Origin of the sequence: Bacteroides timonensis (assembly GCF_000513195.1) — a bacterium.
Lineage (GTDB): Bacteria > Bacteroidota > Bacteroidia > Bacteroidales > Bacteroidaceae > Bacteroides > Bacteroides timonensis.
Map to the genome: position 1 here is coordinate 91,791 of NZ_CBVI010000086.1, position 15,399 is coordinate 107,189.

The following is a 15,399-nucleotide window of genomic DNA, read 5'->3' on the forward strand; positions in this document are numbered from 1 at the left end:
ATAAAAGAAAAGCAGTTGTCACAGATTGAGTGGCAGCTGCTTTTTTATTTCGCAACTACTATTTCAACATCATATCCGATAAAAAGCCCGCTTTCAATTACTCCGGTAATTGCTTTCAGGTTTTGTTCCAAAGAAGGGTCAACATAACTGAAGCGGGTATCAAAAATAAAGTTACCGTTTTCGGTAAGAACAGGCCCGTCTTTTCCACCGGCAAGACGCAATTTCACGTCAGAAGCTCCTAGCCGTTGCATCTCGCTTTCTACAAAAGTTAATGCACTTGGAAACACTTCTACAGGTATTGGAAAATGACTTCCTAAATGATCTACCAGTTTTGTATCATCAATGATAATGAAGCTCTTACTACTGCTTTTTATCAGAAGTTTTTCTTTGAACATGGCTCCACCACGCCCCTTAATCAGACTTTTCTCCGGATCTACTTCATCAGCACCATCAAAAACCCAGTCTGGACGCTTATTCCAAAGGGTCGTTTGTGGTATACCCAATTGTATGCAGGTCATGGAAATTTCTGCAGAGGCAGGGATAACTTCTATGTGTAGAGATTCTTTGCGAATACGTTCCGCTAATGCGAATAGCGTCAGATAAACGGTAGAACCGGAGCCGGCTCCGATCACATCACCATCCTTCGCCATTGCAGCAATTTCCTGTGCTACGATTTCTTTGCCCTCACGATTAATGATAGCATTCGACCATTGCAAATGATTTATCAGTTGATTATCCCATTTCATTGTCAGAGGTTGCTAATCGTTATTATCTTCTTCGTCGTCAGTCAGGTTGTTCAGTTCTACCTCAAGTTCAACCAACTCTTGTTCCCAAATTTTTCTGATGTTTGCCGGCGTATTTTGGGGAGCTTCCTTAATACGTTTTTGAGCTAATGATACTTCATGCTCCAGCTGCGAACGTCTACTCATAAGTCTTGCTATTTATAGTTATTTTTATAGATAACATTCTGTTTGACTCAATTGTTCTTGTATTTGGTAAGAATTTTGTATTACCCGAATAACTCGGGATAGATTTCTCCATCATCACCGGATACATCAAGGCTCTGTAGTAGTTTACCGTCAGGAGCATAGAAAAGCTGAATTTCTCTGTCAGAGTTATACTCTTCTATATCGATGATTACTACAGTAGGCATTTTGGGGAAGGTAATTATCTTTATATATCTGATCTGTATAGGAGGGGTCTCTGTCTGCATAAATGCTTTAGCTACGGGAGCAGGGACATCTTCCAGGCTTTCGACGTTTGTCTCCGTCATTATCCATTGGGCGTTGTTTCCAAACCAGGCGTTCATTTCGTGGCTATCTGAAACGAATCCGGCAATGTGGTAATCACTTTTATGCGTCCATTCCACGGTCGTCACTTTAGGATACATCTTTTTGAAAGTTTCCTGTACTTTTTCCGGAGTATTTTCCGCGCATACGGAAGCAGATATCAGCAACAACAAGCCTGCCAATAAACTGAATTTAAACTTTTTCATAATCAAGGTCTGTTTTTAGTTGCTATTAGAAACAACCCTGGGAAGCTTTTGTTTGTTGCATTTTTGAGCAAAAACAGAGTTGCTTTCATTCTTTGAAAATAATTATTGAGTCTGCGATATTTTGTATTGCTTAATTCACTACTTTCGGGCACTTTTTTAAAAAGATGAAATGAACAATGTATTGATCCTTGTAGACAGCTTGGATGATTGGAAACCATATTCCAAAACAAACAGCATTTTAACAGTATCTGACTACCTGAAGTATAAATCACCGGGAAAGGATCGTAAATTAGTAATCAACCTGAGTAATGATTATAGCTATAACTCCGAAGGCTATTATTGTTCGTTATTAGCCCAGACGAGGGGGCATAAAGTTATTCCCGGAGTAGATATAATTAATAAGGTGGAAGCAGGTGCAGGTATCCGTATGGATAGCAGTCTTCAAAAGCTTTGTTATCAATGGATTCAGAAAAATGAAATAAACGATGATCTTTGGTCTCTGAATGTATACTTTGGCACTTGCAAAGAGAAAGGATTGGAGCGTATAGCCCGTTTTATTTTTGAGAATTATCCGGCTCCTTTATTGCGGGTTACATTAAATACGCGACATAAAAATCAGATAGAAAATATTCAGTTTTTACCTTTGAGCTCATTGAATAATGAGGAAGAGGATTATTTCGCTAATGCTCTGGATTTGTTTAACAGAAAAGTGTGGCGCAATCCTCAGGCTTCGAAATCGGCAAGATACAACCTGGCTATACTGTATGATCCGGATGAGAAATTTCCGCCAAGCGATAAAAAGGCACTTCACAAACTACTTGAACTGGCTAAGAAGATGGATATTCATGCCGAATTGCTAACTGAAGAAGATGCCACACGACTGATGGAGTTTGATGCCTTATTTATTCGTACCACTACTTCGTTAAACCATTACACGTTCCGGCTTTCACAATTGGCCACACAAAATGGGTTGGCTGTTATAGATGATCCTCAATCTATTATCCGCTGTACCAATAAGGTTTATCTGAAAGAATTGTTTGAGAAGGAAAAGATTCCGACACCGCTTTCCATGTTACTATTTAAATCGAATGTCAACTCTTATGAGGAGATTACGGAACAACTTGGTAGTCCTTTTATCCTGAAAATCCCAGATGGTTCTTTCTCTATCGGTATGAAGAAAGTCAATAATGAGATCGAGTTGGATGAAGCGTTGAAAGTATTGTTTGATAAGTCGTCTATACTGCTGGCTCAGGAGTTCACTCCAACAGATTTTGACTGGCGTATCGGCATTCTGAATGGAGAGCCTCTCTATGCGTGTAAGTATTATATGGCTAAGGGACATTGGCAAATCTATTGCCATTATGCTTCCGGACGGAGCCGCTGCGGACTGGTGGAGACTATTCCTATTTATCAAGTGCCACGTAAGGTATTGGATACAGCGCTGCGCGCGGCTTCTTTTATTGGGAAAGGCCTGTATGGAGTAGATTTGAAAATGGTAAATGACCGTGCTATTGTTATTGAGATAAATGATAATCCCAGCATTGACCATGGATTAGAAGATGCCATTCTGGGAGACGAACTCTACTATCGATTGCTGAATAACTTTTGGCGTATGTTGGATGTAAAACGTTTCTAATTCGCATGGAAAAGCGATTTATACTTCGTTTGGCTGAAATTGATGATATTCCGTCAATTATGGAGATAGAACAAATTTGTTTTAATAAAGATAGTTTTTCAAAACGTCAGTTTGTTTATCTTATTTCTCAAGCAAAAGGATACTTTTGTGTAGTAGAATATCAGCAAAGGGTGGTGGGCTATTTTAGTGTATTGATAAATCAACGTGCTTGTAGTCTACGTATCTATTCGATAGCTGTTCATCCTGATTTTCGTGGCAAGAAAGTGGGGCAATTACTAATAGATCAGATAGCTGTTATTGCCCAAAAACAAGGCTTAAAGAGAATTACTTTGGAGGTGAATGTTTCTAATTCCCCGGCTATTCATTTATATGAAAAAAATGGTTTTAAATGTACTTCCATAAAAGAGAACTATTATCATAACGGGACTTCTGCATATTATATGCAGAGGCCCACTATAGTTGAATAGATATTCTTCTCTGGAAATTCGGTATCAGAAACAGGAATTAATAAACAAGCAGAGAGGCTGATTACCCCTCTGCTTTACAATATTCTTAATTCCTGTTTAAAAATATAGTGTAATACTCTATTTTCTTTGTCAAATTGTTAACAAGGTCGATAGAATTATTAAACCTTGTTGTAAAATGCCCTGTAAAGGCTCTGAAATTTGGAGAAATCAAGAAAAGCCGTACCTTTGCAATGTGTTTTTCATAGTATTAGATTTAAGGTTAACAAAAGATTGGCTGTCTGGGATAGATAGCCTTTTTTTATGTTTGCCCAGCATGGGGCGAACTGCTAATCTTCTCCAAGTAGATCGTAAGACGGTGCAAAGAACAGGGTCCCGGTAACCGCAGTACTAAAATCAAGCAAGCGGTCGGTGTTGCCTACAGGATTCCCGATAAACATACTTTCCAACATCTGGCGCGTAGTACTGAATGTACTTGCATATCCAATGAAATAAGTACCGTATTCTCCTTTTGAAGTATTGGCAAATGGCATATTGGCACGTACTATTTTTAAATCATCTCCAATATTTGTTACAGCATTATGTGCATTTGCAGGCTTTTCTTCATCCGACAATTCCACATCATTGAACTTTCTTCGTCCTATCACCTTTTCCTGCTCTTCTACCGGAAGCGCATTCCAGGCATTCATATCGTGAATATACTTCTGTACAAATACATAACTTCCACCCGCAAAATCCGGATCTTCTTCACCAACTACGGCAAAGTGATAAGGATTCTCGTCTACGGCTGGAGATTCTGTTCCATCTACGAAGCCAATGATTGCTTTACCATCCATATATCTGAAACCGTGAGTTTCATCAATAGCTTCGACAGCCCCCTTCAGCTTTTCATCGATGATAGAAGCAAATTCGTAACATAGCCCCATTTGCCGTGCCCGGATATGAAACAGTATATCACCGGGAGTGGATACAGCTGTATATTTACTTCCCCTTATTTCTTTGAAAGTTTCCAATTCTTTGGGTTTCCCCTTGCCAGGGAAAATATGATCCCATACATTAGCACTGAAACTTATCGTGCTACTGAACTGTGCATCGGGAAAGCGATTACGCATACTACGTATTAACGCTGAGAAATTGGCACATACATCTTTTACTTTGTCAACGGCATCAGGAGATTGATTTAATCCGTAAACGATGAAAATGGCATTTTCACCTTGTCTTTCGGTTACATCCTGTGGGGTGTTTCCTGCGAATGGATTTTGATGTGAATTCATACTTTTTCCTTTCATTAAATTTATACTTCAAAATATAACTTACCAAATGATGTTTTGTTCATACAAAAATAGTGGAATTCCTTCTTAGCATCTGTTGATGAATGTTTAAGCAACGTTAAATGGATGTCGCTTTTTTGTTCTGATTGTAGTAATAATAGTTCAAAAGGGTATAATTTATAGAAAAAACGTTTTCATAGAGTACAACCTGAAAGTTTTTGTGTTTACATTTGCAAAGTTGCTTATGTAACTATTCCGTAAAAATTAAGATTTGAAGCTTTGAACAAAAACTATTCAATAGGTGTTAAGCTCATAGCAGCGGAATGACAAGAACGCGACTTGTAGAGTTTAGAAAAAGAGAAATTATATAAAAAGATTGCTTATGTCACAAATTATCGGACATATCTCTCAGGTCATCGGACCGGTAGTAGACGTCTATTTTGAAGGTACGGATGCCGAACTGATGCTTCCAAGTATCCACGACGCACTGGAGATAAAAAGATCAAACGGAAAAACATTAATCGTAGAAGTGCAGCAACACATTGGCGAAAATACAGTGAGAACTGTAGCAATGGATAGTACGGACGGTTTACAAAGAGGTATGAAAGTGTATCCCACAGGTGGTCCTATTACCATGCCGGTGGGCGACCAGATTAAAGGTCGGTTGATGAATGTAGTGGGTGATTCCATCGATGGTATGAAAGAGTTAGACCGTGCCGGTGCTTATCCCATCCACCGTGATCCTCCTAAGTTTGAAGATTTGACTACCGTACAAGAGGTGCTCTATACAGGTATCAAGGTTATCGACTTGCTGGAACCTTACAGTAAGGGTGGTAAGATCGGTTTGTTCGGTGGTGCTGGTGTAGGTAAAACAGTGCTTATCCAGGAACTCATTAATAACATTGCTAAGAAACAACATGGTTTTTCTGTGTTTGCAGGAGTAGGAGAGCGTACCCGTGAAGGTAACGACTTGCTGCGTGAAATGATTGAATCCGGTGTTATCCGTTATGGTGAAGAGTTCAAGAAAAGTATGGAAGAAGGAAACTGGGATTTATCTAAGGTAGATTATAGTGAAGTGGAGAAATCACAGGTATCTTTGATATTTGGGCAGATGAACGAACCTCCCGGTGCGCGTCAATCAGTGGCATTGTCCGGGCTGACGGTGGCGGAAGCTTTCCGTGATCAGGGTGCTGAAACTGGTGGTTCACGTGATATCCTGTTCTTTATCGATAATATTTTCCGTTTCACACAAGCAGGTTCCGAAGTGTCCGCTTTGTTGGGACGTATGCCTTCGGCTGTAGGTTACCAACCTACGCTGGCTACTGAAATGGGTGCTATGCAGGAGCGTATTACTTCTACCCGAAATGGATCTATCACTTCTGTACAGGCTGTATATGTGCCTGCCGATGACTTGACTGACCCAGCACCTGCTACTACATTTACGCACCTGGATGCCACGACGGTATTGAGCCGTAAAATTACTGAGTTAGGTATTTATCCTGCCGTTGATCCGCTGGAATCTACTTCACGTATCCTCGACCCGCATGTTGTGGGAGAAGAGCATTATGAAGTGGCGCAACGGGTGAAACAAATTCTGCAACGTAACAAGGAATTGCAGGATATTATTTCTATCCTTGGTATGGAAGAACTTTCGGATGCCGACCGTACATTGGTGAATCGTGCACGTCGAGTGCAACGTTTCTTATCTCAGCCTTTTGCCGTTGCCGAACAATTTACAGGTGTACCGGGAACGATGGTGTCCATAGAAGACACTATCAAAGGCTTTAAGATGATTCTGGATGGTGAGGTGGACTATCTACCCGAACCTGCTTTCTTGAATGTCGGTACGATTGAAGAAGCGATAGAGAAAGGTAAGAAATTGCTGGATCAGGTAAATAATTAAAAAATAAAAGAAGGAAAGAGGCTATGAAGAAGTTGTATTTGAACATAGTGTCTCCTGAAAAGGAAATTTATAATGGAGAAGTGGAAAGTGTAACGCTACCTGGCACGATAGGAACGTTTACCATCCTTCCGCAACATGCACCCATTGTGTCTTCGCTTCGTGAAGGTAAGGTGATGTATGTACCGACAGAAGGAGAAGAACAGACTCTTGACATAGAGGGTGGTTTCATTGAGTTAAGTGGTGGAGTGGTTTCTGCCTGCGTAGACTGAAATAGTCTTTTCATCCTTAATTCTTTCATTCTTAATTTTAAATAATACTATGAGTATCAGCTTGACAAAGCGCAATTTTTTATATCAGATCACCCTGTTGACATTAATAGCAGGATGGGTAGGCGCAGGGATTTTACATTATTTATTGCCTGGACATTATTTTGGAGGATACCCTTTCATTCCGGTATATTTCTTCTTGTTCGGGCTTTTTGAAATATCTATGTTTGATGCTTGCCGTAAGCATGCCCCGCAAAAGATGTTGCTGCTTTACATGGCGATGAAGGTGATGAAGATGTTGCTTTCTGTGATACTCTTGGTGGTGTACTGCTTTGCAGTGCGGGAAGAAGCTAAGTTATTCCTGCTGACATTCATCCTTTACTATATAGTCTATCTGATATATGAGACTTGGTTCTTTTTTACTTATGAAGTAGGAAAGAAACAGAAAAAAGAAAAGAAAAATGAAACAAATGCGTAATCTATTGACTGGAATATTCCTGATGCTGGGAATGCTGCTTACTACCTTGCCTGTTGTGGCACAGGGGATTGAAGCGGAACTTGACAGCGTAGCCAAACGGGATGATGTCACTTCTACCGAACAGAAAGAAAACACGGTGGATGTGAAAGAGATCGTCTTCGGGCACATTGGCGATGCTTACGAGTGGCATATTACCACATGGGGAAAAACGCACGTCACTATCCCATTACCTATTATTGTATATAGCTCGCAGACTGGTTGGCACGCTTTCCTCTCTTCACGGTTGGAAGAAAATGGAGGATCTTATGAAGGATTCTTCATAGCTCCGGCAGGTAGCAGGTACGAAGGTAAGTTGGTTGAGCATGATGCAGCCGGAAACGAAATACGTCCTTGGGATATTTCTATCACAAAAGTGACACTGTCACTGTTGATTAACAGTGTATTGCTACTTGTCATTATTCTGGCCGTTGCCCAGTGGTATCGTAAACATCCGCAAGGTAGTGCGGCTCCGGGCGGCTTCATCGGATTTATGGAGATGTTTATCATGATGGTGAATGACGATATCATTAAGAGTTGTGTAGGGCCGAAGTATCGGAAGTTTGCTCCTTACCTGCTGACAGCGTTCTTCTTCATCTTTATAAATAATATCATGGGGTTGATTCCCATTTTCCCGGGTGGAGCTAATGTGACGGGTAATATTGCTATTACGATGGTTCTGGCACTTTTTACATTTGTTGCCGTCAACCTGTTCGGAACGAAAACCTATTGGAAAGATATTTTTTGGCCGGATGTGCCTTGGTGGCTGAAGGTTCCTGTACCGATGATGCCTTTTATTGAATTCTTCGGTATCTTCACCAAACCATTTGCCTTAATGATCCGTCTTTTTGCCAATATGTTGGCTGGACACATGGCAATGTTGGTGTTAACATGTCTGATCTTTATTTCCGCCAGTATGGGACCTGCGCTTAACGGTACGCTTACCGTGGCATCTGTACTGTTCAATATCTTTATGAATGCATTGGAACTATTGGTGGCATTTATCCAGGCATACGTATTCACTATGTTGTCTGCCGTATTCATCGGACTGGCTCAGGAAGAGCATAAAGAAGTAAAAGTGAAAGAAAACAACAATTAATAATAAACCATTTAAAAACAAAAGATTATGTTACTATCTGTATTATTGCAAGCTACTGCAGCTGCAGCCGGAATTAGTAAATTAGGTGCAGCAATCGGCGCCGGACTTGCCGTTATTGGCGCAGGTTTGGGTATTGGTAAAATTGGTGGTTCAGCTATGGAGGCTATTGCCCGCCAGCCGGAAGCATCGGGAGACATTCGTATGAACATGATTATCGCTGCTGCATTGATTGAAGGTGTTGCTCTGTTGGCAGTAGTTGTGTGTCTGTTAGTGTTCTTCTTATAATTAAAACGTAGATAAAATTATGTCATTGTTATTACCCGATAGTGGTCTGCTGTTCTGGATGCTTTTGTCGTTCGGTGTGGTGTTTGTGGTGTTGGCGAAGTATGGCTTTCCTGTCATTACTAAGATGGTAGAAGGCCGTAGAACCTACATAGACCAATCGCTGGAAGTGGCAAAAGAAGCTAATGCGCAACTTCAAAGACTAAAAGCTGAGAGCGAAGCACTGGTTGCTGCTGCCAACAAGGAGCAAGGACGCATCCTGCGGGAGGCGATGCACGAACGTGACAAGATTATCGTTGAAGCACGCAAACAGGCGGAAGCCGCCGCGCAGAAAGAGCTGGACGATGTGAAGAAGCAGATACAGCAAGAAAAGGAAGAGGCGATACGCGATATCCGTCGCCAGGTTGCCGTGCTTTCTGTGGATATTGCGGAGAAAGTAATCCGTAAGAATCTGGATGAAGAGCACGAACAAATGGAGATGATAGACCGGATGCTGGACGAGGTGCTGGCAGCCTCAAGAAGCAATTAAGTAGCGATAAGCGATTAGTGATGAATGATTAGCGAAATGTTGGTCATGAGTCGCTAATCACTAACAATTAAAGGAAATGGATATAGGAATTGTTTCGATGCGATATGCCAAAGCGTTGATAGAATACGCAAAAGGTACGGGGGCTGAAGACCGCGTATACTATGAATTGCGTATGCTGGAACGAAGCTTCCGTAAGCATCCTGATTTACGGGAAGTGTTGGATAACCCCATTTTGAAGACTAAGGAGAAGTTTGCTCTGATTTGCACTGCTGCCGTAGGCAATGGAGAAGTGAGCCGGGAATTTTCCCGCTTCATAACACTTGTGTTGAGAAACCGCCGGGAGTATTATTTGCAGTACATCTGTCTGACTTATCTTGATCTATACAGGAAATTGAAGCATATCGGCGTAGGAAAGCTGATTACGTCTGTACCTGTGAGCCGGGAAGTTTGGGAGCGCATTCGAGATAGTGCTTCTACTTTGCTACATGCACAGATGGAGTTACAAACTGAAGTTGATCCTTCGATTGAAGGGGGCTTTATATTTGATATCAACGATTTCCGGCTGGATGCCAGTATCGCCACGCAACTAAAGAGAGTGAAACAACAGTTCATTGATAAGAACAGAAGAATAGTGTGATTTACGATTGGACGATTTACGATTTACGATTAGGGTTACTCTACATTGTAAGTCGTGAATTGGACTTAATGATGGTAATCTCAATCGTAAATTGTAAATAACTAAATCGTAAATAGAATCATGTCTGAAAATATAAAAGTAAGCGAAGTCTCCAATATTCTCCGTCACCAGTTAGAGGGAATTGATACCCGCGTGCAGTTGGATGAAATCGGTACGGTGCTGCAAGTCAGTGACGGTGTGGCACGTATCTACGGACTGCGCAATGCTGAAGCAAACGAACTGTTGGAGTTTGACAACGGTATCAAGGCGATTGTGATGAATCTGGAAGAGGACAACGTAGGAGCTGTTTTGCTGGGTCCTACAGATAAAATCAAAGAAGGCTACGTCGTAAAGCGTACCAAGCGAATTGCTTCCATTATGGTGGGAGAGGGCATGCTGGGACGTGTTATCGATCCCTTGGGAGCACCACTGGATGGTAAGGGACTCATTGGTGGAGAGCTGTGCGAAATGCCTTTGGAACGTAAAGCGCCGGGCGTTATCTTTCGTCAGCCTGTGAACCAGCCGTTACAGACTGGACTAAAAGCTGTGGATGCCATGATACCTATCGGTCGTGGACAGCGTGAGTTAATTATCGGTGACCGTCAGACGGGAAAGACAGCTATTGCCATCGATACGATCATTAACCAGCGTGCCAATTATGAGGCAGGCGATCCTGTATATTGTATTTATGTAGCCATAGGGCAGAAAGGTTCTACTGTAGCTACTATTGTGAATACCTTGCGTGAGAATGGCGCAATAGATTATACGATTGTGGTTGCCGCTACGGCAGGTGATCCTGCGGCATTGCAGTATTATGCTCCGTTTGCAGGTGCTGCCATTGGTGAATATTTCCGTGATACCGGTCGTCATGCACTGGTGGTTTATGATGACCTTTCCAAGCAGGCGGTAGCTTATCGTGAGGTATCACTGATTTTGCGTCGTCCTTCAGGGCGTGAAGCCTATCCAGGTGATATCTTCTATCTGCATTCCCGTTTGCTGGAACGTGCAGCACGTATTATCAATCAGGAAGAAGTGGCACGTGAAATGAATGATTTGCCGGAAAGTCTGAAAGGCAAAGTAAAAGGTGGCGGTTCGCTGACTGCACTGCCTATTATCGAGACACAGGCAGGAGACGTATCTGCATATATCCCAACGAATGTGATTTCTATCACTGACGGACAGATATTCCTTGATACAGACTTGTTTAACCAAGGTAACCGCCCGGCTATCAATGTGGGTATCTCTGTGAGTCGTGTGGGTGGTAATGCTCAGATTAAGGCGATGAAGAAAGTGGCTGGTACATTGAAGATAGACCAGGCACAGTATCGCGAGCTGGAAGCATTTACGAAGTTCAGCGGCGATATGGATCCTGTTACTGCATTGACCATTGATAAAGGACAAAAGAATACCCGTTTATTGGTTCAGCCGCAATACAGTCCGATGCCGGTAGAAAAGCAGATTGCCATTCTGTATTGTGGTACACATGGCTTACTGCGTAATGTTCCGTTGGATAAAGTAACAGATTTTGAAAGGAGTTTCCTTGAAGCGCTTGAAATGAACCACCGCACTGATGTGCTCGATGTACTGAAGAGTGGTGCCATTGACGATGATGTCTGCAAGAAGATAGAGGAAACTGCAGATCTGATGTCGAAACAATACTTGTAATTTACGATTGGACGATTTACGATTTACGATTAGAGTTACTCTACGTTGTAAATGATAAATCGGACAAGCCAAAGTAATTTCAATCGTAAATCGTAAATAACTAAATAGTAAATAGAAGTGGGTTCTTTAAAAGAAGTAAAAAACAGAATAAACTCCGTCAAGAGTACGCGTCAGATAACATCAGCGATGAAGATGGTGGCATCCGCTAAGTTGCACAAGGCACAGACACGGATTGAGAATATGCTGCCTTACCAACAGAAACTGAATGAAATTCTGACTAACTTCTTGTCTACAGATGCCACGTTTGAGTCACCTTATACCGAGGTACGTTCCGTAACACGGGTGGCGATTGTGGTTTTCTCATCCAACAGTTCGCTGTGCGGAGCTTTTAACGCGAATGTGGTAAAAAAGCTTGGAGAAACGCTGGAAGAATATAAATCACTTGGTAAAGAGAATATTCTGATATATCCTGTAGGAAAGAAAGTAGAGCAGGCAGTGAAAAAGTTGGGCTATACATCGCAGGGAAGTTATCAAGGGATGGCGGATAAACCATCATATATGCAAGCGTATGAACTTGCTGCATTGTTGATGCAAGAGTTTATGGAAAAGCAAATCGATCGTGTGGAACTGATTTATCATCACTTTAAATCAATGGGTTCGCAGATATTGATGCGTGAAGAATATCTTCCTATTGATTTGAGCAAGGTGGCAGCAACTGCTGCAACAGAAGGATCGGGAAAGCGTGGTTTCCAGAATGATTATATTGTAGAACCATCTGTCGGACAGCTGATTGCTGATTTATTGCCGAAGGTGTTGAGTCAGAAACTATTTACTGTGCTTCAGGATTCTAATGCTTCTGAACATGCTGCGCGTACACTTGCCATGCAGACTGCAACAGATAATGCGAATGAACTGATACAGGATTTGACGAAGCAATATAACAAGAGCAGACAACAGGCAATTACAAATGAATTGCTGGATATTATAGCAGGAAGTCTGAAGTGATAAAGCTAAAAGCTACGAGTGGCTGCGCTATGTTCCGAAAAGCACTCGTAACTTGTAGCTCGTAGCTTGTCACTCTTATAGCTTTTTTCCTTTTTTTGCAAAAAGATGTGCCAATGGAGGCTTTAGCTCTTTTATTTGTGTTACCTTTACACCTCCAACCAACATTGATGAAATAATGGAACAGAATCCTGAATTGGCATTAGCGTGGCAATTTATAGAAAATACAGGCACACATCTCTTTCTGACCGGTAAAGCAGGGACCGGAAAAACTACATTCCTGCGGCGGTTGAAGTCCGAAAGTCCAAAGCGTATGGTTGTTCTTGCCCCAACAGGTATTGCAGCTATCAATGCAGGTGGCGTAACCATTCACTCTTTCTTTCAGTTACCTTTTGCCCCTTACGTACCTGATACCTCATTCAGTGCGGATGGCAAAGCACAATATCGTTTCCGTTTCGGAAAAGATAAACTCAACATCATGCGTAGTATAGACCTGCTGGTGATTGATGAAATCAGTATGGTACGTGCTGATCTTCTGGATGCGATAGACGATGTGTTGAGACGTTTTCGTGATCGCAGTAAACCCTTCGGTGGTGTGCAATTGCTGATGATTGGCGATTTGCAGCAGCTTGCCCCAGTGATAAAAGATGAAGAGTGGCAGATGCTGAACAGTTACTATGATACTCCTTATTTCTTTTCCAGTCGTGCACTGAGACAGTCTGAATATTGTACGCTTGAACTGAAAACGGTGTATCGTCAGAGCGATACTCACTTTTTGGATCTGCTGAACCGTATTCGGGAGAACCGTTGTGATAAAACTTTGCTGGATGAATTGAACCGTAGGTACATTCCGAATTTCAACCCTTCGAAAGAGGAAGGATATATCCAGCTGACTACCCATAACTATCAGGCGCAACGTATCAATGAACATGAACTGGCACAATTACCCGGTCGTTCCTTCACCTTTCGTGCCCAGATAGATGGAAAGTTTCCTGAATATTCTTATCCCACAGATGAAGTGCTTGAACTGAAACGTGGTGCCCAAGTCATGTTTGTGAAGAATGATTCATCCGGTGAGCACCGTTATTACAATGGTATGATCGGTGAAGTGGTGAATGTCTCAGCTTTGGGTATAGAAGTACGTAGTAAAGGAAGTGAGGATGCTTTTATGCTGCAAGAAGAAGAATGGACGAATGCAAAATACGTGTTGGATGAAGAGACTAAGGAAATCACCGAAGATATAGAAGGAGTCTTCAAACAATTCCCTCTGAAGCTGGCATGGGCTATTACTATCCATAAAAGTCAGGGACTGACATTTGAACGTGCAATAATCGATGCCAGTGCTTCTTTTGCACACGGACAGACTTATGTGGCATTAAGCCGTTGTAAAACATTGGAAGGCTTGGTATTGAGCGCTCCACTGTCGGCAAGAGCGGTCATCAGTGACAGTGCTGTAGATACTTTTACGGAAGATGCGCGTAGAAACGAACCTGATGAAACGCGTTACAGGAGATTGCAACAAGCATACTTTCTGGAATTGCTATCGGGATTGTTTGATTTCTTACCGTTAGAGTTGGCATTGAAGCGCTTTGTGAGATTGGTGGATGAACACTTGTATAAACTCTATCCCAAACTATTGACTGAATATAAATCAGAAACGGAACGTTTTCACGAGAAGGTTATGAAAGTTGCCCAAAAGTTTAGCCTTCAATACACACGCCTGGTTGATGGTGCCGAAGATTATGCAACGGATAAAAGCTTGCAGGAACGTATTCATTTGGGGGCGGAATATTTTAAAGAACAGTTAGAACCTTTGGATGCTATCAGGAGTAGTACCATTGTGGAAACAGATAATAAAGAACTAAAAAAACAGTTGAAGACTGCCAGTGAGGAATTGGATGATCTGCTTCTGTTAAAAGTTGACTTATTGGAATTTGTTATCAGTAAGGGCTTTCATGTAGGAGAGTACCTGAAACAAAAGGCGGTACTTTCCATTGACGATACGGCATCGACTAAAGGCAAAGAGGAGAAGCGTTCCGGTAATTCTACCGAAAGAAGAAAACGAAAAGGCGGAACCGAGGAAAGTGGAAATACCCCTGCACGGAAAAAAACGGCAGCAGTGGAAGTTCCTTCGGATATCCTGCATCCCGAATTATACAGGCGTCTGGTAGCATGGCGTAATGCAGAAGCGTCTCAATTAGGATTACCGGTATATACCGTAATCCAACAGAAAGCTATTTTAGGTATCACCAATTTATTACCGGAAGATAAATCCGCTCTTCTCCGGATCCCTTATTTTGGTAAAAAAGGAGTGGAAAAGTATGGGGATGAGTTGCTGGAGATGGTGCGGGTGTATAAGAAGGAGAGTGGAATTGCAGAAACGCTGTTTAGTGATTAGTGGCACTCACCACTAATCACTTATTTAACGTGAGTTCGATATAATTCAAAATAATCTTAGCTGCCCGTCGTTGACAAATTGCAGGTCAATGGCGGGCTTCTTCTCAAAGAAACAGTATGCTGCAATTGCTGCCAATGCGTTAGCAATGAAATTATTGAATGACCGATGCCTGGAGTGTTCGATCTGTGCAATATTCTTG

Annotated in this window: 16 protein-coding genes and 1 pseudogene; 12 read left to right on the top strand and 5 right to left on the bottom strand. The window is 41.9% G+C overall.

All coding sequences use genetic code 11. The annotated features are described in order from the left end of the window. Positions 1-44: 44 nt before the first annotated feature. From rpiA to BN161_RS15660, 3 genes are all read right to left on the bottom strand, one after another. The gene (rpiA, locus tag BN161_RS15655; protein ID WP_044267879.1) at positions 45-746 is read right to left on the bottom strand and encodes a ribose 5-phosphate isomerase A; all 702 of its coding nucleotides are present in this window, start codon (positions 744-746) and stop codon (positions 45-47) included. Positions 747-758: 12 nt separating this feature from the next. Continuing rightward, positions 759-929, bottom strand: coding sequence for a hypothetical protein (locus BN161_RS29900; protein WP_007213977.1), 171 nt, complete (start codon positions 927-929; stop codon positions 759-761). 80 nt (positions 930-1,009) lie between these two features. Beyond that, positions 1,010-1,495 (bottom strand): PepSY-like domain-containing protein, encoded by a 486-nt coding sequence (locus BN161_RS15660; RefSeq protein ID WP_044267881.1) that lies wholly within the window; start codon positions 1,493-1,495, stop codon positions 1,010-1,012. 169 nt (positions 1,496-1,664) lie between these two features. Between BN161_RS15660 and BN161_RS15665 the strand changes: the two genes are divergently transcribed. Next, positions 1,665-3,131 (top strand): RimK family protein, encoded by a 1,467-nt coding sequence (locus BN161_RS15665; protein ID WP_044267883.1) that lies wholly within the window; start codon positions 1,665-1,667, stop codon positions 3,129-3,131. Positions 3,132-3,136: 5 nt separating this feature from the next. Beyond that, positions 3,137-3,598 carry a ribosomal protein S18-alanine N-acetyltransferase gene (rimI, locus tag BN161_RS15670; protein WP_044267884.1) on the top strand — a complete coding sequence of 154 codons (462 nt, stop codon included), beginning with the start codon at positions 3,137-3,139 and terminating at the stop codon, positions 3,596-3,598. A gap of 326 nt (positions 3,599-3,924) precedes the next feature. Here the strand turns inward: rimI and BN161_RS15675 are convergent, their stop codons facing one another. Next, the gene (locus BN161_RS15675; RefSeq protein ID WP_044267886.1) at positions 3,925-4,869 is read right to left on the bottom strand and encodes a Dyp-type peroxidase; all 945 of its coding nucleotides are present in this window, start codon (positions 4,867-4,869) and stop codon (positions 3,925-3,927) included. Positions 4,870-5,248: 379 nt separating this feature from the next. Here BN161_RS15675 and atpD point away from each other — a divergent pair, with 379 nt between their 5' ends. From atpD to BN161_RS15725, 10 genes are all read left to right on the top strand, one after another. Further along, positions 5,249-6,769, top strand: coding sequence for a F0F1 ATP synthase subunit beta (gene atpD, locus BN161_RS15680; protein ID WP_044267888.1), 1,521 nt, complete (start codon positions 5,249-5,251; stop codon positions 6,767-6,769). Positions 6,770-6,792: 23 nt separating this feature from the next. Next, the gene (atpC, locus tag BN161_RS15685; protein ID WP_007213983.1) at positions 6,793-7,038 is read left to right on the top strand and encodes an ATP synthase F1 subunit epsilon; all 246 of its coding nucleotides are present in this window, start codon (positions 6,793-6,795) and stop codon (positions 7,036-7,038) included. Between the two features lie 49 nt (positions 7,039-7,087). Then, the gene (locus BN161_RS15690; protein ID WP_007218358.1) at positions 7,088-7,513 is read left to right on the top strand and encodes a hypothetical protein; all 426 of its coding nucleotides are present in this window, start codon (positions 7,088-7,090) and stop codon (positions 7,511-7,513) included. Next, on the top strand, positions 7,497-8,648 hold the full coding sequence (gene atpB / locus BN161_RS15695) for a F0F1 ATP synthase subunit A (RefSeq protein WP_044267889.1): 1,152 nt from the start codon (positions 7,497-7,499) through the stop codon (positions 8,646-8,648). Before BN161_RS15690 ends, atpB begins: the two co-directional genes overlap by 17 nt. A gap of 27 nt (positions 8,649-8,675) precedes the next feature. Beyond that, positions 8,676-8,933 (top strand): ATP synthase F0 subunit C, encoded by a 258-nt coding sequence (atpE, locus tag BN161_RS15700; RefSeq protein ID WP_007213986.1) that lies wholly within the window; start codon positions 8,676-8,678, stop codon positions 8,931-8,933. A 19-nt stretch (positions 8,934-8,952) separates the two neighbouring features. Beyond that, a complete protein-coding gene (atpF, locus tag BN161_RS15705; RefSeq protein ID WP_044267890.1) occupies positions 8,953-9,459 on the top strand; it encodes a F0F1 ATP synthase subunit B in 507 nt (168 codons plus the stop codon). A 76-nt stretch (positions 9,460-9,535) separates the two neighbouring features. Next, positions 9,536-10,096, top strand: coding sequence for a F0F1 ATP synthase subunit delta (locus BN161_RS15710; protein ID WP_044267891.1), 561 nt, complete (start codon positions 9,536-9,538; stop codon positions 10,094-10,096). A 120-nt stretch (positions 10,097-10,216) separates the two neighbouring features. Beyond that, complete coding sequence (gene atpA, locus BN161_RS15715) at positions 10,217-11,800, top strand: F0F1 ATP synthase subunit alpha (protein WP_044267892.1); 1,584 nt, start codon at positions 10,217-10,219, stop codon at positions 11,798-11,800. Between the two features lie 117 nt (positions 11,801-11,917). Then, a complete protein-coding gene (locus BN161_RS15720) occupies positions 11,918-12,805 on the top strand; it encodes a F0F1 ATP synthase subunit gamma (protein WP_029328561.1) in 888 nt (295 codons plus the stop codon). Positions 12,806-12,980: 175 nt separating this feature from the next. Further along, a complete protein-coding gene (locus tag BN161_RS15725; protein WP_044267893.1) occupies positions 12,981-15,200 on the top strand; it encodes an HRDC domain-containing protein in 2,220 nt (739 codons plus the stop codon). A gap of 45 nt (positions 15,201-15,245) precedes the next feature. Here the strand turns inward: BN161_RS15725 and BN161_RS29220 are convergent. Then, positions 15,246-15,399 (bottom strand): annotated as a pseudogene (locus BN161_RS29220) (IS982 family transposase); the annotation flags it as partial.